Origin of the sequence: Arthrobacter sp. zg-Y1110 (assembly GCF_025244865.1) — a bacterium.
GTDB lineage: Bacteria > Actinomycetota > Actinomycetes > Actinomycetales > Micrococcaceae > Arthrobacter_B.
The window spans coordinates 1,090,466-1,110,248 of the sequence record NZ_CP104272.1 but is presented as its reverse complement, the minus strand read 5'-3'; the positions used below and the strand labels follow the sequence as shown (position 1 = coordinate 1,110,248).

The 19,783-nt window shown below is 68.1% G+C and carries 13 protein-coding genes; 5 read left to right on the top strand and 8 right to left on the bottom strand.

What is annotated here, in order from left to right; genetic code table 11:
- Positions 1-152 precede the first annotated feature (152 nt).
- Positions 153-2,501, top strand: coding sequence for an FdhF/YdeP family oxidoreductase (locus tag N2K99_RS05105; RefSeq protein WP_227924366.1), 2,349 nt, complete (start codon positions 153-155; stop codon positions 2,499-2,501).
- A 69-nt stretch (positions 2,502-2,570) separates the two neighbouring features.
- Here N2K99_RS05105 and N2K99_RS05100 read toward each other — a convergent pair whose 3' ends face one another.
- Positions 2,571-2,888 (bottom strand): DUF6457 domain-containing protein, encoded by a 318-nt coding sequence (locus N2K99_RS05100; RefSeq protein ID WP_227924365.1) that lies wholly within the window; start codon positions 2,886-2,888, stop codon positions 2,571-2,573.
- Positions 2,889-3,031: 143 nt separating this feature from the next.
- On the opposite strand from N2K99_RS05100, the gene N2K99_RS05095 reads away from it, so the two are divergent.
- The 4 genes from N2K99_RS05095 (at position 3,032) to eccCa (ending at position 9,804) form a co-directional block, all read left to right on the top strand.
- The gene (locus tag N2K99_RS05095; RefSeq protein ID WP_227924364.1) at positions 3,032-3,412 is read left to right on the top strand and encodes a hypothetical protein; all 381 of its coding nucleotides are present in this window, start codon (positions 3,032-3,034) and stop codon (positions 3,410-3,412) included.
- A gap of 5 nt (positions 3,413-3,417) precedes the next feature.
- Positions 3,418-4,743, top strand: a complete 1,326-nt coding sequence (gene eccD, locus N2K99_RS05090) for a type VII secretion integral membrane protein EccD (protein ID WP_227934069.1) — start codon at positions 3,418-3,420, stop codon at positions 4,741-4,743.
- A gap of 91 nt (positions 4,744-4,834) precedes the next feature.
- The gene (locus N2K99_RS05085) at positions 4,835-5,800 is read left to right on the top strand and encodes a hypothetical protein (RefSeq protein ID WP_227934068.1); all 966 of its coding nucleotides are present in this window, start codon (positions 4,835-4,837) and stop codon (positions 5,798-5,800) included.
- Positions 5,797-9,804: a type VII secretion protein EccCa gene (eccCa, locus tag N2K99_RS05080; protein ID WP_227924361.1), complete on the top strand. Its 4,008-nt coding sequence runs from the start codon at positions 5,797-5,799 to the stop codon at positions 9,802-9,804. Before N2K99_RS05085 ends, eccCa begins: the two co-directional genes overlap by 4 nt.
- Positions 9,805-9,831: 27 nt before the next feature.
- Here the strand turns inward: eccCa and N2K99_RS19070 are convergent, their stop codons facing one another.
- The 7 genes from N2K99_RS19070 to N2K99_RS05045 all read right to left on the bottom strand — a co-directional run bounded on the left by N2K99_RS19070 (position 9,832) and on the right by N2K99_RS05045 (position 19,777).
- Entirely contained in the window at positions 9,832-10,956 is a 1,125-nt protein-coding gene (locus N2K99_RS19070; RefSeq protein WP_308036440.1) for an RDD family protein, read from the bottom strand.
- The gene (locus tag N2K99_RS05070; protein WP_227924360.1) at positions 10,957-11,754 is read right to left on the bottom strand and encodes a hypothetical protein; all 798 of its coding nucleotides are present in this window, start codon (positions 11,752-11,754) and stop codon (positions 10,957-10,959) included.
- 90 nt (positions 11,755-11,844) lie between these two features.
- Positions 11,845-13,452, bottom strand: coding sequence for a serine/threonine-protein kinase (locus N2K99_RS05065; RefSeq protein WP_227934067.1), 1,608 nt, complete (start codon positions 13,450-13,452; stop codon positions 11,845-11,847).
- Complete coding sequence (locus N2K99_RS05060; RefSeq protein WP_227934066.1) at positions 13,449-15,047, bottom strand: FHA domain-containing protein; 1,599 nt, start codon at positions 15,045-15,047, stop codon at positions 13,449-13,451. Before N2K99_RS05060 ends, N2K99_RS05065 begins: the two co-directional genes overlap by 4 nt.
- Positions 15,044-15,937: a PP2C family serine/threonine-protein phosphatase gene (locus tag N2K99_RS05055; protein WP_227934065.1), complete on the bottom strand. Its 894-nt coding sequence runs from the start codon at positions 15,935-15,937 to the stop codon at positions 15,044-15,046. The genes N2K99_RS05060 and N2K99_RS05055 overlap by 4 nt, the downstream gene beginning before the upstream one ends.
- Positions 15,938-15,944: 7 nt before the next feature.
- The gene (locus N2K99_RS05050) at positions 15,945-18,416 is read right to left on the bottom strand and encodes a transglutaminase domain-containing protein (RefSeq protein ID WP_227934078.1); all 2,472 of its coding nucleotides are present in this window, start codon (positions 18,414-18,416) and stop codon (positions 15,945-15,947) included.
- Between the two features lie 2 nt (positions 18,417-18,418).
- Positions 18,419-19,777, bottom strand: coding sequence for a DUF58 domain-containing protein (locus tag N2K99_RS05045; protein ID WP_227934064.1), 1,359 nt, complete (start codon positions 19,775-19,777; stop codon positions 18,419-18,421).
- Positions 19,778-19,783 lie beyond the last annotated feature (6 nt).

The window sequence follows — 19,783 nt, the reverse complement described above, 5'->3', positions numbered from 1 at the left end:
ATGTTCCGCTATTCCCAAGGCACCCGCCGCCGCTAGGACGGCAACAGTCCTTGCGGCGGTGCGCCCGGACTGCTAGGCCTGTTGGTAGATAAACTGCGACAGAAGCAGTCGCCGCCCCCAGCGGCAGACATCGCGATGAAGGGAAGTGCGGCGTGGCCAGGAAAGAACCCCGCGTTAAAGAAGTCAACGAGAGCGACATAGAGGTCAAGGGACAGCCGAAGGAGTGGGCGGCGGGACTTCCTGCCGTCTACCACTCCATGAAGCCGGCGATTGAACACATGGGGCTCGCCCGCGCCTTGGGGACCACCTTCCGCATGAACCAGAAGCACGGATTCGACTGCCCGAGCTGCGCCTGGCCGGACCCGAAGGACCGCAGCCCGTTCGAATACTGCGAAGAGGGAGTCAAGGCCGTCACGTGGGAAGCCACCCCGGTGGTTATTTCCTCGGACTTCTGGGCCGAACACAGCCTCACGGACCTGCGCGGTCGTTCGGAATACTGGTTGGGCATGCAGGGCAGGCTGACCGAGCCCCTGTACAAGCCGGCTGGTGAAGACCATTACCGGCCCGTCAGCTGGGATGAAGCACTGGGGATCGTGGCTGACCGGCTCAAGGCCCTGGATTCCCCGCACGAAGCGGCGTTCTACACCAGCGGGCGCACCTCCAACGAGGCGGCCTTCCTGTACCAGCTCTTCGTTCGCGCCTATGGCACGAACAACCTGCCCGACTGCTCCAACATGTGCCACGAGTCCTCAGGCTGGGCCATGGGCCAGACCATCGGAATCGGCAAGGCCACAGTGACTTATGACGATTTCGGCCAGGCCGACCTGATCATCCTCATGGGCCAGAACCCGGGTACCAACCATCCGCGCATGCTTACCGCACTGGAGCTGTGCAAGCGCAACGGCGGCAACATCGTAGCCGTGAACCCGCTTCCCGAGGCCGGGCTGAAGCGCTACAAGAACCCCCAGAAGGCCCGGGGCATCGCAGGAAAGGGCACCGAACTCGCGGACCAGTTCCTGCAGATCCGGCTCGGCGGGGACATGGCCCTGCTCCAGGCCATTTCCAAGCGGGTGTTCGAGGCGGAGGACAAGAACCCGGGAACCGTCCTTGACCACGAATTCCTCGAGGAGCACTGCGAAGGGCTGGCAGACCTCAAGGAACATCTGCTGCTGCTCGATGATGAGGAAGTGCTGGAAGCCACCGGACTGCGCGCCGAGGAAATCGACGAACTGGCCGAACGCTACCTGCGGGCCGAAAAGGTAATCATCACCTGGGCCATGGGCATCACCCAGCAGAAAAAGGGCGTCGCCACCATCAAGGAGATCATCAACCTCCTGCTGCTGCGCGGCAACATCGGCAAGACCGGCGCCGGCGCCGCCCCTATCCGCGGGCACAGCAACGTCCAGGGCGACCGCACCATGGGCATCTGGGAACAGATGCCGGGGACCTTCCTCGACTCGCTCGGCAAGGAGTTCAACTTCGACCCGCCGCGCGAGCACGGCGCCGACGCCGTGGAAACCTTCCTCCGGATGCAGGACGGCCGGATCAAATTCTTCATGGCGCTCGGCGGAAACCTGATCTCCGCCATCTCGGACACCCACTTCGCCGAGGCCGCCATGCAAAAGACGGACATGACCGTGCAGATGTCCATCAAGCTCAACCGCTCCCATCTGGTCACCGGCAAGGAAGCGCTGATCCTTCCGGTGCTGGGCCGTACCGAAATCGACGTCCAGGAAACGGGCCGGCAGTTCGTATCGGTGGAGGACACGGTCTGCGTTGTCCACGCTTCGCACGGCGGGGTGGAACCTGTCTCCAAGAACCTGCTCTCCGAACCGGCCCTCGTCGCCCGGCTCGGTGCCCTGGTGATCGGCGACCGGATCGATGCCGACTGGGCCGGCTTCGAGAAGGACTACGACCTGATCCGGGACCACATCTCCCGCGTAGTCGCGGGCTGCGAAGACTACAACGAGCGGATCCGCCACGAGGGCGGGTTTGTACTGCCCAACGGCCCCCGTGATTCGCGGACCTTCCACACGCCCACCGGCAAGGCGGTCCTGACGGTTAATGACCTGGAAGCGGTGCAGCGTCCGGAAGGCACCCTGCTGCTGCAGAGCATGCGCTCCCATGACCAGTGGAATACCACCATCTACGGGCACAATGACCGGTACCGGGGCATCAAGGGCGGCCGCCATGTGCTGTTTATGAACTCCGGTGACATCGAGGAACTCGGCCTGGCAGACGGCCAGTACATCGACATCCACGGTGTCCACCACGACGACGCCAAGCGTGTCCTGCGCAATTTCCGGGTGGTCTCGTACCCCACGCCCAAGGGCTGCGTGGCGGCGTACTACCCGGAAGCCAACGTGCTGGTACCGCTGGACCACGTTGCCGAGGGCAGCAACACCCCGGTATCCAAGACCGTGCTGGTCAAGGTGGTACCGGCCGCACAACAGACTGCGGGCCCGGAAGACAAGATGCGCCGCGAAACGGCACCCGTGTAGGCAGCAACAGCCACTACGCACAACAGGCCAGGATTTCGGTCCCGGCCTGTTGTGCGTATCGACGTCTCCTTACTGGGCAGAACCCTTCCAACCGGGCTGGTCCGGCCCTTCCAAGCCGGTTTCAGCCAGCTGGAAGGCGGTGTCTGCCGCTTTCTGGACCGCTTCTTCAGAGGATTTCCGCCCGCTGGTGGTGGTGAGTCCGGCTGCATACCCGACCACAAAGGCACTGACCAGGCCCGCGTTGTCTGCAACGGTCCGGGCCGACTTCTCCCCCAGCTCCATGAGCATCTTGTGGTCCACTTCAAGATCCAGGATCTGCAGGGCCTGGGTGAGGCGCCTGCTCCAATCGTTCAGTCGGCGCTCTTCAATCTCCGGGTTGGTGCTCATTGCGGCTCCTTCATCGGTGCGTGTGCGGTGATTAATTAGTCAAGCTTTAGCACCCGCGGCCCGGCATCCACAACGTACGCCTCAGCTTCGACGGTGCGGCACCGGCGCGTGTGACGCAGACCCCACCCGGATCGTGTAAGGATATGTCGGTACTTGTCCAAGTGGTGGGGGGACTTATTTTGGCGAGCGATTATGACAATCAGCTGATCGAATCCGTGACCGTGCGCCGGAACCGGCTGCTCGGCGCCCTGCTGTACGGGGAAAACCCGAACGAGCGCCGGTGGATGGACAGTGTGCGCCTCTTCCTGTTCAGCGTGGCGGCTGCAGCGGTCATCGCCGCGGTCTGCGTGGGGTATTCCTTTGTGAGCAACCTGCTGGAAGAGAACCGCCAAAAGCAGGAGGAGCAGCGCCGGCAGCAGAATTCGGCCGCCTACCACTCTTCGGACCCCCGCGATGCGCATTACGACGCCGGTCCCGCCGCCGGCCGGTACAACGTTGCCTTTTCGATGCAGACAGGATCCTAGCCGCCATGGCCCATGCCTTCACCCGAGTGACACTGATCGGTTCCCGGCGCCACCTGGACCTGCTCCTGCCGTCGGACCAGCCCGTCGGTGCACTGATGCCGCAGGTCCTGGAGCTGCTGAACGACCCGCCGGCAGATGAGGTGGCCGCCAAGGTCCTGGTCGGACCCGACGGCACCGAGTTGTCCGCGGAGAGCACGCTGAGCAGTGCGGCAATAGCCGATGGTTCCTCGCTGCTGCTCTGCAACGCGTCCGAGGCTCCCCCCGCCGCCGTCGTCTATGACGTCACGGACCTGGTGGTCAGCGAAACCGAGGCTGTCTCGGGCCGCTGGACCGACAGGTTCCGGGAACTGACCGCCGGCATCTTCGCTGCCGTGGGCCTGTGGGCAGGCGCAGAGATCCTCCTGGGCGCGGTGGCCCCCGACGACGCCTGGTGGCTGCTGCTCTCCGCGTCCCTGGTGCTCCTCACGGCCGGCACGGCGCTGGCACGGCCGCCCCGGACGTCCGCCATCGGCCCCACGCTGCAGGGGGCCGGCTGGCTGCTGGGCTTGGGTGCCCTGCTGCGCGGCGACCTGGAACCGGAAACAACCCTGCTGTTGTTCGCCGGACTGTCCGTGCTGACCCTTGTGGGAATGGGACTGAGCGCAGCCAACCCGCGGGCCCTCTTCACGGGCGCCGGCACCCTTGCCTTGGCCACCGTCATCTGGGCGGCGGCGGGAATCATTTCCGAGAACCCTTCCCGCACGGCAGCGCTGGCCGCCGTGGCGAGCGTCCTCCTGCTCGGCCTGCTCCCGAAGCTGGCGCTGTCCGCCTCCGGCCTGGCAACCCTGGATGACCAGCGTGCCACCGGTGGAACCATCAGCAGGACGGATGCGCTTGAGGCCGTGGCCGGCGCCCACCGGGGGCTCACCCTGGGCGCGATCCTTACGTCGGTTTCCATAGCGTTGGGGCTCTGGGTGCTCGGTACCGACGCGGAGCACCAGAAATGGACGCTGCCGCTGCTGTTCGCCCTGACCCTGGCGGTCTTCCTGCGGGCCCGCTCCTTCCCGCTCGCCGCCGAACGCATTTCGCTGTACGCCGCGTCCGGTGTGGGGCTGACCGCCCTCACCCTCGCGTCCCTGCGGTTTTTCTCCTCCGCGCCCTGGGCTGTGGGCCTGGCGGTGCTGATCCTTGCCGCCTGCATCGCGGTCAGCCTGACCCTTGACCTGCCGGACCACGCCGAAGCCCGCCTTCGACTGCTGGCCAAGCGCCTGGAGACCTTCGCCATCCTGGCATCGATTCCCCTGGTCATCGGGATGTTCGGCATTTACTCCCAGCTGTTGGACAGCTTCTGATGGGCGCATCGCTTCACCCGCGGGTTTGCCCGCCATCCGACACCTTTCATCCCGCTGATCCGGCCGCCGCGGCCGGTGGAGGACTATAGCCATGAGCTCACCTGTGAACGCCGAGCCGCTGCCCTACGGTGCCCCTGGCACCGCCACTCCGGACGGCTTCGAATCAACGCCCCAGCGACTCCGCCGCACCCTGCGGACCCGTCCGGCCGAGGGCCTGCTCCGCCGCTCGGTCAGCTCCGCGGGGAACCTCTTCCGCGGGGATGACTATCCGCACCGTCTGGCCGAGGCGGCGGCCGGTGCGCAGGCACCGGTATCCACCGGCCGGCGCATCGCCGTCGTCGGCTCCCGCGGCGGTGCCGGGAAGACCACGCTGGCGGCCCTGCTCGGATCGGTTTACTCCTCCATGCGCACCGACGCCGTGACGGTCCTGGACAACGCTCCCTCCGGCGGCACGCTGGCGCTGCGCACCGGCGTCCCCGACGCAGCCTCCCTGGATATCGCCGCAGCCGAGGTGTCCCGCCGCCCTCCGACGTCGCTGGCTGACCTCTCGGCACTGCTGACCCCCGCCGGCCGCGGTAACCTGCTGGTCACCGGGCGCCGCGGCACCGGTGGACGGCCGGCCGCCGACGACGCTGCCAAGGCACTGTCCCTGGCCATCTCCCGGTACTGCCCCATCACCGTGATGGACTGCGGCACCGGACTGGATCTCCCCAGCACGCGTTGGGCGCTTTCCCAGTCGCATCTGGCGGTCTTCGCGACAACGGCCTCCGTGGCAGGCCTGGAAGATGCCGGCCTGTACGCCACGGCCTGGCAGCGGGACCCGGCACTGGCGGCCGTGCCGCTGCTGGTGGTGGTAGTCCGGAACCAGCCGGACGGGCCGTTCCGGGCCGACGCCGAAGCGCGCCGTTTGACGCGCATGGGTATCGACGCCGTCGGGCTGGGATATGACCGGCACCTCGCCGCCGGAGTGGAAATCAGCCTTGGCCTGCTGGCCCGGCGAACCCGTCTCGAGGCGGCCGCCCTGGCCGCCGGCGTCCTGGCTCGGGCCACGGCATGAGCGTCCGGATCCTGCACCGGCCGGCCCGGACCACAGCGCCCGCCCGCGGCCTGGAACCGTTCACCATGGACGCCCCGCCGCAGATGGAACAGGGCAAGGGCGGCATGAACATGATGTCGTTGGTACCCCTCCTCGGCGCCGGCGTCTCCATGACGGTCATGATGCTCTTCCGCGGATCCCCGCTGGCTGCTGTGGGCGCACTGGCCATGGTGGTCACCATCCTGGCCTCCGTCATCATGATGGTCAGCCAGCGCGGAAAGCAGGGCCGCCAGCGCAAGGACCGGCGGGAAAACTATCTCGAATACCTCGAACGCTGCCGCGCCACGCTCCGAGCCGAGGAACACACGGCCGTCAAGGTGGCCCGGATTGCCAGCCCGCCGCCGGACGCCCTGTTCGACATCATCCGCAATACCCGCAGGATCTGGGAGCGGCGGCGCCACAACGAGGATTTCCTTGACGTGCGCATCGGCACCGGTCCGCGGCAGAACCGGGAAGTACAGATCATGAACTCCGGGTCCGCGGTGATGCAGAGTGACACCTTCATGATGACGGAACTGGAGATCCTCAAGCGGCGCTACGAGTCCAGCCCCGAACTGCCGTTGACGGTACCGCTGGACTGCGCCGGGAATGTCAGCATTGTCGGCTCACGGGAGTTCGTGCTGCGGGTCAGCCGCCTGCTGCTGGTCCAGGGTGCGGCCTTCCATTCCCCGGAGGACCTCCACCTGGCCCTGGCCGTGCCCGAGGCCGAACGGGAAAACTGGGAGTGGGCCACTTGGCTGCCGCACTTGGCGGACCAGAAAAGCACCCACCGCACCGGGCCTGTCCGGCGGCTCGCCCCGTCCATGGACGTCTTGTCGGACCTGCTGGCCGATGACCTCCACGGACGTTCCAGCCTGGCCGCGGAGTCCCGGAAAAACTTCCTGCGCGGAGGCGTGGGCACGGCACTGCCCCGCCTGCTGGTGGTTGCCGATTCCTACGGAGAGCTGCCGGTGGAGCTGGCAGTCCCGGACAAGCAGTCCTCCCCCGGCGCCCTTGGGATCACCACGCTGTTCCTGGTGCAGGAACGCCGGCAGGAACCCAGCGAAGTGGCCATCCGCATCAGTGAGGACGGCGAAGGTTTCCGGGTGGAAAACTACCGGACCGACCCCGTGGAGCCGGTGGTTGAGGCGGGCACCCTGGACCAGTTGCCGGTCCCGCTCGCGCAGTCCCTGGCCCGCAGCCTGGCCCCGCTGCGGCTCTCCCCCGATTCGATGGAACACGATTCCTCGGAAAACTCGGAGGGGTTCCTGGAAATGCTGGGCCTCTCCCCGCGGCTGGATGAAGCCGATATCCGCCGGTTGTGGAAGCCCCGCGGGGAGGTGGACTTCCTGCGGGTTCCGCTGGGCCCCGATGACCGCGGCCGTCCGGCCCTGCTGGACCTGAAGGAATCGGCACAGTTCGGGCACGGCCCACACGGCCTGTGCGTGGGTGCCACCGGCTCCGGCAAGTCCGAAATGCTGCGCAGCCTCGTGGTGGGCCTGCTGGCCACGCACTCCCCCGAGGTGCTGGCCATGGTGCTGGTGGACTACAAGGGCGGCGCCACCTTTGCCCCCTTCGCCAACGCACCCCAGGTCACCGGCGTCATCACCAACCTTTCCGACGACGTCAGCCTGATCGAACGCGTCTACGCCAGCCTCTCCGGCGAGATCCAGCGCCGGCAGGAAGTCCTCAAAGAAGCCGGCAACCTCGCCAACATCACCGACTACCAGCTGCACCGGCAGGAGCTGCTGGCCCAGGGCAAAGACCTGGCACCGCTGCCGCACCTGGTGGTGATCATTGACGAATTCGGCGAGCTGCTGACCGCACGCCCGGACTTCATCGAGCTCTTCCTGTCCATCGGCCGCATTGGGCGGTCGATCGGCGTGCACCTGCTGCTCTCCAGCCAGCGCATCGAGGGCGGCAAGCTCCGCGGCCTGGACACCTATCTCTCCTACCGGATCGGCCTGCGCACACTCTCCGAAGCTGAATCACGCACCGTGCTGGACACCCCCGACGCCTTCCACCTGCCGCCGGTCCCCGGGTTCGGGTACCTGAAGGTGGATACCACCACGTACACCCGGTTCAAGTCCGGGTATGTGTCCGGCCCGCTTGAGCTGGAAGAAGAGGACGAACCGGAGACCGACGACGCCGGGCGGCCCGCCGTCCTGCGCGTCCCGCGCTATGCCGCGACCCTCGAAGAGGCCGTACAGCAGGACCCCGCCAAACCGGCGTCGACCTCCGGCTCCAAACGGACCACCGGACCCACGGTGCTCTCCACCCTCATGGACACGCTCGCGAAATTCCCCCGCGCCGTCGAACCGATCTGGCTGCCGCCGCTCCCCGGAGGCATTGCGCTGGACATCGCCGCGGGTGGGCTGGACGCCACCAGCCACGGCATCCGGCTGGCTACCGGCGGCGGTTTGAAGGTCCCGGTAGGGCTGCTCGACGATCCGGCGAAGCAGTGGCAGGGTATCTGGGAAGTGGACCTGGCTGCCAACGGCGGCAATGCGGCAATTGTCGGCGGACCGCAGACCGGCAAGAGCACCGCCCTGCGCACGCTCGTCTCCAGCCTGTCCCTGACCCATTCCCCGGCCGAAGTGGGTATCTACGCCATTGACCTCCTCGGCAGCGGCCTGGTTCCGCTCGAAGGGCTCCCCCACGTGGGTGGCGTGGCGGTACGCACCAACCGTGAGGTGGTCCGCCGTACGGTGGATGAAATCCTGGCCATGCTCGCCCAGCGGGAGCGGATCTTCGAGAAGTACCAGATCGACTCGCTGCCCACTCTGCGCCGCCTCTGTGCGCAGGGCGGCATCCCGGAACTGCCCAGCGCGGACATCGTGATGGTGCTGGACGGCTACGGGCAGCTCTCGGACGAGTTCGAAGAGATTGAAAAATCCGTGCATGCCCTGATCAGCCGCGGCGGCGGGTACGGCATCCATGTGGTGGTGACCTGCTCGCGGATGAACGAAATCCGCATTGCCCAGCAAAGCTTCTTCGGTAACCGGATTGAACTGCGCCTATCCGATCCCGGGGAGTCGGCGCACGGCCGGAAACTGGCCGAGGCCGTGAGCCCGGGAACGCCCGGCCGGGCGCTGATGGACCGGAAGCTGCAGGGGCATTTCGCCCTTCCGCGCATCGACTCCGAATCGGACCCGGACACCGCCAACTCCGGGATGCGGGATCTTGTGGACGCGGTTTCCGCTTCCACGGACGAACGCGCCATGCAGGTTCGCGTGCTCCCCGCAGTGGTGGACGCAGCAAGCGCACCCACACCGACGGCCCCCGCCACGGTGCCGTTGGGCCAGCGCGAGACGGACCTGGGCACCGAACTGCTGGACCTGCACAACAAGGAACGCCATCTGGTGATCATGGGCGACGACGGCGCCGGCAAGACCAACGCCATGCGGTCGGTGATCCGCCGCCTGGCCGAACAGCACAACGCCGAGGACATTGTGTTCGCGGTTTTCGATCCGCGGCGCACGCTCACGGACGAGGTCCCGGACGACTACCTGGGCGGATATGCCACCAGCGCGGCCCTGGCCGAACAGCTGGCCTCTGCCGTGGCCGGCGAGCTGCAGAAACGGATCAGCGCCACCCCCGAAGAGGTCGCCGCCCTGCCCCGGGTGGTGCTGGTGATCGACGACTATGACGTACTGACCGCCGGCGGCTCGTCCCCCCTGAGCAGGTTGACGCCCTTCCTGCCGCTGGCCCCGGAAATCGGTCTGCACGCCGTGCTTTCCCGCCGGGTCCGCGGAGCCAGCCGGGGCATGTACGAGTCCTTCTTCACGGCCCTGCGTGATTCCGGTGCCGCGGCGCTGATTCTCTCCGGCGACCGCGGGGAAGGCACACTCATCAACGGTGTCCGGGCCCGGGCACTGCCGCCGGGACGCGCCCAGCTGGTCCAGCCCGGACGGCCGGTACAGACCCTGCAGCTGTTCTGGAACGAGACGGCCAGCGACGTGCTGGTGGGAGAACCGGGGCGCTGAGTTCGGGCTGGACGCCGCCCGGGAGTCCTATGCCCGGGAAACGGTGAAGCTGCGGTCACCGAAGAAAACGGTGCTGCCCACGGGGGCAAGGACGGGGCGCAGCGGTTCAAGTTCCTCCCGCAGTCCCTGGGCGGTGACGACGGCGCTGCCGTTGGTCGAATTGCGGTCCGTCACCCAGACGCCGTTCGGATCCGCCTGCAGGTGCAGATGGGTCTTGGAGACCGAGCGGCCCATGTCCGCGAAGTCGAGTAGCTGCCCCACCGTTTCCTGGGGCTTGGTTGCGGGATTCCGCCCCAGCAGCGCGGTGCCGGTGACGACGACGGCGGCACCGTCGTCGAACTGCACCAACACGCCGGTGGAGCGGTGCCGGGCCGCTACCCGGGTCATTTCCAGCTCATCGTCCGGATGCTGGGGAACGTCCGCCGGGGCAGGGGCTGGCACAGGGGCTGGCAGCGCCCCGGCAGTCAGCGCCGCAGCCGCCGCGCGCCGCGGTGAGACCGGCGCCGGTGCGGCAGGCGCACCAGCCGTTGCGGCAGGCACGGTCTGGAACGGGGAGGAAGCAGTCTGGGGGACGGCGGAGGCGGGGAACCCCGGCACCGCGGTGACCGGGCCGGCAGCAGGGACGGCGGTCGGCGTCGAGGACGGGCCGGCGCTCTGCTCCGGGGCAGCCGAACCGGCGGTACGGATTCCGCCGGTCAGCAGCGGATCACGGCCGGCCCGAACGTCCACCACCAGGGTGCCGGCAACCTTGTCATGCCAGCCCTGCCGCTGGTGGTTCTTATCCCACAGGTTGGAGACCAGCAGAACCACCGGCCCTACCACCACCACGCCGGACAGCCCCAGCAGTGCGTTTCGCAGCAGCACGGGGACCAGCCCCGGGGCGAGTCCGTTGCCGCCGGTGGTCCGGATGCCCAAGGCGAGGTTTCCCGGTGTCTTGCCGGAACCGGCTTCCCAGATCCAGAGCCACAACGCGTATCCGCCGGCCAGTACCGCTCCCGTTGTCATCCCCAGCATCCGGGCGTCGTCGCCCCCGACCAGCCGGAACAGCCAGGTCACGGCCAGCAACAGCACCGCGGACGGCAGCGCGTCCAGTGCCTTGGCTGCCACGCGCTGGAAAGCCGTGGCATTGACGAGGTTCGTGCTGGAGGCCATCTAGGTGTTCCTTGTCGTTCTGTTGATCGAAGTACGGGCCCCGGGCAATGCCGCTTCGGGTGCCTGCTGCTGCACTTTTTCGGGGCCGGGAGCGGTCCCTGCCGGATCATCGGCAGGTCGGTCCAGCAGTGCCAGGTCGGCCGATGTTACGAGCTGGGATGTTACGGCATGCTCCACCAGACGGGCCCGCCGGTTCGATGCCGGCTTTCCCTCGGCCCCGCGCAGGCCCGCCACGCCCACCCGGTCCAGCTTGTCGCACACGTTATCCAGCTTCCGGTTGAACCGGGTCTGCGACCAGCCCAGCCGCTCCGCTGCCTCCGCGGATGTCGGCAGGGCGCTGTAGCCGGTGCCGTCGCGCCGCAGCAGCGGTTCCGCCAGCGCCACCATCACTGCCTTCTGGGACTCTGTGAAGAGCACGGGACCGATGGTGGTGTCCCCGCCGTCGGCTGCGCTGAGGGGATCCTGCCGGAAGGTGGGCGTTTTCAGGTGGACATCGAATTCGTAGGTGGTGGAACCGGCGCTGAAGATGATCCGGGTCTGTTCAAAGACCACAGGAAGCCGGGCTCCGGGAGCCAACCAGGCCTGCATACCGCCGCCCGAGTCCGCAATGGTGGCCGAAATCCGGCTGCCGATATTCGTCAGCCACCAGATTCCGTTGTCCTTGGCAATGCTGAGGAACTTCCGGTGCAGGTAGGGATTGTCGTCGATAGCCAGGTCGCCCTCCCGGCCGATGCTGAAAACGGCAGGCTCCTGCGGCTCGTACCATTCGCCGCAGTACTCTATGGCAAGCTCCCCCACGCGTCTCCCCCTCGTCCGGTTACCCGGCCTTTCGTGCGGCTCCCCCATGGCCCCGCTACGTCCTCATTGTCCATCCGCACCTGCTGCTTCTCACTGCGGCGCGCAGAACGCGACCGGCGGCGATGCTTTTCCGTTGTCCCTCGCCACCTGCACTTCTATGCAGGTCTCGCCGTCCGACGCCGGAACCTGTGCGTTGGTCTCCGGTGTCCGGACCATCTCTCCCCGGGCCGTGGCGCTGACCGTCCTCCACAAATAGATGTCCCCGTCTGCGGGCTCCGGGTTGCTCCAGGTGAACAACACCGAACCGTCCGCCACCGTGGCCGCCAGCGATTCCGGCGGAAGGACCGCACCTTCGGTCCCCGCCAGGGGGTTTTGCGCGGATTTCGACGGCGTGGGCAGGACGCTCTTCGGCTCCGTCTCGGGCAGCAGCAGGGCCGCGGCGACAATGCCGACGGCGGCCGCTGCCGCTGTCACCAGACCGATGCGCAGTGCAGTCTTGCCCCGGCGCCGGGGCGGTTCCGGCCAGCTGAAAGCCTCCGGGGCTGCCGGGTCCACGGCCCCCGGGGCCGGTCCCGCCGTCGCAAGTCCCGAGCGCATTACCGTGCCCTCATGGACCGCAGCAGCAGCTTCACCGCCGCCGGAGGCGGGGCCCGGGGAAACCGCAGCGGGGACCGCCGCCCGCGCCGTCCCGGGTGCGCCGGTGACTGACGACGTCGGGCGCTGCAAGGGTGCCCGGCGCGGCGGCGTTGTGGTGCCCGGATCGATGGAGACCACGCGCCGGATGCGGGTGCGGTCCTCGTCCTCGCCGCTCTCCTCAGTCGGGTCCGGTTCCTGCAGCACCTCAAACGGCGTACTGGCGAGGTTCAGCTCACCTTGGATCCGCTGCAGTGCCAGCCCGAAGGCGTAGGCGGAAGAGAACCGGGACTCGGGCGACTTGGCCATCGCCGTGGCCAAAGCCAGTTCCAGCGATTCCGGGACATCCGCCCGTCCGGTGGGCCGCAGCGGCTGGCTGACAATCCGGTCGATCAGTTCACGCTGGGTATTGCCTTGCCCGGGCAGGACAAACGGCGAGCGTGCTGCCAGCAGGGTGTACAGGGTGGCGCCGAGGGCCCAGACGTCAACGCGGATTCCGTCCGCCCGGCCGCCGGTGAGCGCTTCCGGAGGCGACCAGGGAATGGACAGTCCCAGGTCCTCGTCCTCGGCGGCCTCGGTGGTGCCGGAAATCCCGAAGTCGGTCAGGGCGGGACGGTTGTAGTCCGTGGTGAGGATGTTGGCGGGTTTGATGTCCCGGTGGGCGATGCCGGCACGGTGGGCAGTCTCGACGGCGGAAGCCACCTGGATGCCGATGGTGAGTACTTCGGCCAACGGCAGGCCGCCCTGGCGGTACCTGATGTCGAGGCTGGGCCGGGAGCAGTACTCCATGGCCAGATAGGAGTGGCCGGCCTCAGTGATGTCCGCTTCATAGATGGTGACGATGTACGGGTGCGAGGACAGCTGGGCCATGAGGTTCGCTTCGGCCTCGAAGCTGCGCCGGGCGCTGTTGGTGCGCAGGTCCGAGAGGAGCACCTTGACGGCAACCCGCCGCCGGGGATGGTCCTGCTCATAGAGGTAGACGTCGGCAAAACCGCCGGAGCCCAGGTGCCGCAGGTAGCGGTAGCCGGTGATTTCCGGCGGGGGTGCCGGAGCACGCTTCTTCATGCCAGTCCTTCGAACCGGATCCAGACGTCGTCGCCCAGCTCGGCGGTATCGCCGTCGAGCACGATCACCCCTTCACCCTGGCCAAGGCGGTGCGGCAGCTGTCCGTTGCGGACCAGCACGGTGCCGTTCGTGGAGAACAGGTCCCGGAGCATCACATGCCATCCCTCCAGCCGGATCTCGGCGTGCGAGCGGGAAATGTCGCCCCCGCTGCTGGGCACCTGCACCATCCGCGGCATGTCGGACCCCTGAGCCCTGGCCACGGACGGCTGGCGTCCAACAACAATGTTCCGGTCCAGGACCTCCGCCTGGCCGGTGGAAAACACCGCCCGTCCCAGGGCAGGACGGCTAACCGGGTGGGGCTCTTCGCCCAGCTGCTGCCCGCAATGTACACACACGCTGCGCGTAGGCGGATTCGCATGTCCCTGCGGGCAGGTCCGGGCCAGAACCGTCGGGGCCGTATTCGGCTGGCCGGCAGGGGCCGGCGCCGGTGCTGCCTTCGTCAGTTCGCTGCTCATGATGGTGTCGCCGTCGTGGTCCAGATCTTCCGGAGCCTGACCGGCAGTTGCCGTCGGTGTTGCCGCCGGTACTGCCGGGGCGGCGGGTGCCGCCGGTGCTGGGGCCAACGGTGCCGGGGCTACCGGGGCTGCCGCAGCCGGAACCGGGACCGCAGGCACGGGGACTGTGGCCGGACGCCCGGGGGCACCGACGGGGCCCGTCGAGGTGCTGCCCAGCCACGGAACCGAATCGATCAGTGCACCGGACGGCGCGTCAGCCGCCTTCGGTGCAGGCGGAAGGGATGCTTCGGCAGGCTGGAGGGTGTCCGACGGGACGAACGCCTCCTCCGGGGGACGGACGGTCTCGCTCAGATCCGGCTCCTCCGCGGAAACCGGCTCCTGCGCGGGTTCGACGGATTGCCCCGCTGCCGGACCGGGCTCAAGAGGCTCCGCTGCCGGACCGGGTTTGAGAAGGTCGGCAGCTTTCCCTTCCGGGGAAGGGGCCTGGATTGGTGCCGGCTGGGATTCCACGGGTTGGACAGGCACGGGCTGGACAGGTCCCGACAGGACAGGCACGGGCTGGACCTGCGTAGGCTGGGACCCGGCGGGCTTCGCACCGGCGGTTCCCCGCGAGCCGACTTCCAGCGAACCGAATTCCAGCATCGAGACCAGGGCAGCGCCGCTTTCGAGCGGCAGCAGCGGCTTCTCCGCGGAACTTCCGGCAGCACCGTCCGAAGCCGCCGCCTTCAGGGTGAACGAGCCGCCGGCCGGCAGAACCCGCTCGCTCCAGGTGGTGACAAATTCGCCCGACGCCGCCGGCTCATCCTTCCCGGCCGCCTGCAGTTCCAGCGGACCGCGCAGGATGACATGCAGGCGCTCCCGGTCCCTCAGGGAAAGCACACCGAAGGAAGGCATATCGGCCAGGCTGCCGGAGAGTCCCCCGGAGACAGCCGAAAAAACGCGGTCGAGTGCCGGCGTCGTTCCCAGCAGGGACCAGATCTCCCGTATCCGCTCTTCCCCGGTGTCCGGGGGCAGCAGGCACAGCACCGAATCGCGAACCAGGCATAGCCACGTCCCGGGGCGGTAGCGCAGGTCTTTCATTCCTCTGCGGTCTTCCGTGATACCGCCGGGTCAGTGCCGGAACCCGCCGGGTCGCCTTCGACGGGACGTGAGCCGGTGGGCTGCTCGCCCTGGGCCGCTCCGGGCAATGTGATGGCGGCGGACTCGTGTCCGTCCGGTCCGCCCTCGGCGTCGATGACCAAAACCGTGACGTTGTCCCGCCCGCCCGAGCGCAATGCAGCCTGCACCAGGGCGGCACAGGCGTCCTGGGGGTTGGTGACGGACGTCAGGATCTGCAGGATGTGCCCGTCCGCAACCTCGCCGGTGAGGCCGTCGGAGCAGACCAGGAGCCGGTCCCCGGGTTCCACCGGGATCAGCCAGAAATCCGCCTCGGCATCATTGCCGGTGCCCAGGGCGCGGGTGACTACGTGGCGGCGCGGATGCACCAGGGCCTCGTCCGGAGTGATCTGTCCCAGATCCACCAGTTCCTGGACCTCGGAGTGGTCCACGGTGATCTGTTCCAGCACGCCGTGGCTCAGCCGGTAGGTGCGTGAATCGCCCACGTTGAACACCAGCCAGTAGGGGTTTCCCCCTTCCCGGACAAGGACGGCGCCGGTCAGTGTGGTGCCGGCCCGCCCGCCTGTGGCTTCACGGATGCGGTGGTCCGCCTCCTTGACCAGGGCCTCCAGCTGTTCGGCGGAGAACTCCGGCAGGTGCTTGCCCACTATCGGGGAATCACCAAGGGTCCGGACACAGATGCTGCTGGCCACCTCCCCCGCCTCATGCCCGCCCATGCCGTCGGCGATGGCAAAAATCGGGTCTGCGGCGATGAGCGAGTCCTCATTCAGTTCGCGGCGCAGTCCGCGGTCCGAGGCGTAGCCAAACACGGCGTGCATATCGGTATCCGGGGATGCAGTTTCGTCGGAGTTCATTCACGCCCTATCCGGAAGGTTCACTAAAGTGATCTGGCTTACGAGTTCTCTTGCTTACCCTAGCCGACGGCAGCGCCCAGCGGTCCGGGGTGAGGCGGCGGGTCCACATCCGCGCGTCGAGCAGCAGGGAGCGCGGCGAATAGCGGGCCCGCTGGCGCCGCCAGAAACCCACGGATCCTGCAAGCCTGCCCAGGTGCTCCTCGACCTGCTTCCAGTACTCTTCCACCTCCGCCTCGGAAGGTTCACCCGGGCCGAAGATACCTGCGTCGGCGCGCCGGGCCAGGAGAGCAGTCGAATCCGCCGTGACCGGGAACGCATGCTGCAGGAGGGCGGCATGTTCGCGTCGGGTCGCGTGGCTGGGCGGGCGGCTGCCGAGATCGGTCGCCAGGCTCACCACTTCCTTCCAGCCGCCGCCGACCCGCCGGGAGGGTGTGCCGGACTTCCGCCGGGACCGGCGCCGTCGGACCTTGACCAGCAGGATCAGCAGCAACGGGCCCAGCAGGATGACAAGCGGCAGCGAGGCCAGGGCCACAAGGCGCAGCCAGTACCGGAACGTGGCCCAGAAATCGTCTTCCTGCTCCTCGGGGTCCTGGGCCTCGGCCTCGGTGTCCGGAGGCAGCTCGGCCGGTTCCTGCGGCGGAGGCGGCGGCTGCAGGACCTGGGGTTTCGGCGTGGACTTCGGCTGCTGCTGCGGCGGCACCGGTTCGTTGTCCTCATCCGGGGTGGGGAAGAAAGGCACCCAACCCACGTGTTCGAACTCCACCTCCACCCAGGCGTGGACGTCGTCACCGGTGATTTCCAGCGGCGCCGACGGATCCTTCACTTCGTCCCAATCCGGATAGAAGCCCATGACCACGCGTGCCGGGATGCCCAGCTTGCGTGCCATCAATGCCATGGCGACGGCATACTGCTCGTCGTCGCCGACCATTTGGTCCGCGTCCATCAGCCGCAGCATCCGCGCGGCTCCGTGGCCTGGCAGCGAGGGGGTCTCCCCCTCCTTGCCGTTGCTGAAGAAGCCCTCCGAGGCGAGGATCTGCTGCAGGCGGCGCACGCGCTGGACCGGGCGGGACTCATCGCCCACGTAATCCGCCGCTTTCGAGCCCAGGATCGGCGGATCGTTGTAGACCCGGGGAAGCTGGGTGGAGGAGAAGCGGTATTTGGCCAGCTGGGCGTCGTCGGGCTCTTCGGGGAAAAGGACACTGGCCTCATAGGTGTCCCCGGGCTGCAGCTGTGCCACCGTCAAGGCCGTACCGGAGGCTTCGCTGTAATAGAGGCCGGCGGCAAGGTCCGCGGCCCGGTCACCCGCCACCTTGAAGCCCGTGGCCTGCCCGCCTGCCGGAACCCAGGCGCCGCTGTACTCACCAACGGTGAACTTCAGGTTCGCCTTGGTGCCGTCCTCGTCGGCCGCCTGGGCCAGGTCCGAGCGTGCGTCACCCACGCGGGTGAAGTTCCCGTTGCTGCCCGGGTCCACGGTGTAGACCACGCCGTCGTAGGCGTCCAGGGCGGCCAGGCGGATGCGCTGGCCCTCGGGCAGTCCTTCCACCGTAAAGAGCGTGGTGTCCGATTCGTCCTTCACGTACCGCCGGAAATCCGTGAGCGGGCTGGGATAGTCGAAGAGGTCCACGGGCGGCTCGACGACGTCGCGCAGCACCTGGCGGTCGGTGCCCTGGTCCAGCAGCGGAGCCGCGCCGAGGGACGCAGCCAGCGCTGCGGCAAGCACGGCCGCCCCGAAACCGAGCCGCCGGGCGCGGGCGGCGCGGGCCGCAGCGGACGGTTGCCCGGACGCACTGCGGAGGTTTCGCCGGGTAGCCTCCCCCGCGGACGCCGCGGCAGCCGGGCCGGTGCCCTCCAGGGTAATGGTTTCCACCGTGGACCGGCCCAGCTCCCGCCGGTAAGCGAGCCAAGGCATCGTCAGGGCAATCAGCACGGCCCCGCGGATGCCGGGCAGGGGCGCCTCGTCCGTGCCGAAGGCTATGCCTGCAACGAACACGGCCATGACAGGAACCGACACCCAGTAGGGCCGGCGGGCACGCCAGGCGAGGAGCCCGGCCACCAGTCCGCCGGCCAGGCCAAGCAGGAACGGCACTACCAGCATGCCCGCCGCGAGGCCGACCGGCGGCGCGATGGTCAGCAGGTCCTTCCACGCGAAAACGATGCCCAGGACCAGCACCCGGACGGAAGCGAACGAGGGGACGATGCCGGCGATGGCTTCGAGCGGTGCCGCGAAGGCGCTGCCCAGCAGCACATAGGTGCCGGCCGCAGCGCCTGCGGTGGCCCAGAATCCCCAGCGAAGCCGGGCGGACGCTTCGGCCAGGCCCAGGCCCAGCAGGATGCCGCCGATCCCGGCTACCAGGAACCGCATATCCCAGCCGAAGGTGGGCCCGAATCCCAGGATCCCGAGGGTCAGCACTGCCGTGAGCAGCGCCCAGTCAGCCAGCCGGGGCAGCAGGGCTGCCGCCTTCGGACCGGTTACGTCCATGCTCACGCGATAGCCTTCCGCAGCACGCCGGGGAGGGACTCCAGGTCCCCGATGTCCAGAACCGCAAGATCGCCGATGGCGGCCAAAGCGGGTTCCAGGCCCATTCCGCAGCGCAGCGCAATACAGCGGATGCCCGGTGGAACCTTCATCGAGGCGGACCGCAGCGCGGCGCCGTTGGGTTCGGTCCCCGTTACAAGGAACACGACAGAGGCGTTGGGCACGGCATCCGCCGTGATCCGGGCGAGGTCGACGATCCCGGAAGTGCGTGACCGGCCCTCTGCCTCGGTCAGGCCGTCCAGCATGGCACCCGCAGTGGTGCAGCGCAGCGGCCCGTCCTGGGTCAGCACCGACAGTGCCAGCTGTTCACGGAACGCCTGGATTCCCAGCGAACCCGCAACCGACACCGCCAGTTCAAGGTCCTCCTCGGAGGTGTACTCGGCGCTGCTCAAGGACAGTGCGACTGCCACGTGGGAACGCCGGGTTTCCTCGAACTGGCGGACCATCAGGGTACCCGTCCGCGCGGTGGTCTTCCAGTGGATGTGCCGGCGGTCATCACCGGGAACATAGGCCCTGAGGGCATGGAAGGCCACGTCCGAGCTGGACAGGTCCGTAGTGGGCTCGCCTTCCAGGTCCCGGATGAATCCTGTGGTGGAACCGCTGAGGGACACGGTGCGGGGGTGCACGTACAGGTCCACGGGATCGGCCCAGATGAGCCGCCTGCCCATCAGCCGCAGCGGATCCTGGCGTACGGATTCCACGGGTCCCACTTTAATGACGGCTCGGCGGCGCGTAGGGATACTGAAGAGTTCCTCATGTGTGTGTCCCGGACGCATGCGGGGCAGGTCGAACGCGGCGACGGCTCCGCCCACCGGAAGCTCAAAGGTCACCGGCAGCATCGACCGCGCGGCCGTGCTCGTGATGCTGAGGCTGCCTACCGCGGCGTCGCCGACGGCAACCCGGGTGCGGGCCAGGTCCAGTGCCACGTCATAGGAGAGCCGGCCGACGACGAACGCCGTTCCCAGCACCAGCAGGACACCGGAACCTACGGCGGCAACCAGCGCCTCCTGCCAGTTGAACACGGTGCCGAGGAGAACAAGAACAAAGGTGAGTCCCACGGCCAGCCAGCCCAGCGGGCTGACGGCGGCCATGGCCGCACGCAGGCGGCGTCCTGCAGAACCGAGTCCGGCTCCCGTCCGCGCCAGGACCGGAGCCAGGCGCCGGGCGGCCGGCGCCAGTTTGGGTGCTGCGGCCCGCCAGTAAGCGGAGCGGAGGACTGCACGGCGCATTCGCAGGGCGCGCCGGCGCAGGCTGACTGCGGCGCGCCGGCTCCAGCGGCCGGTGCGCCCGGAAAACTTTGGCATGGTCGT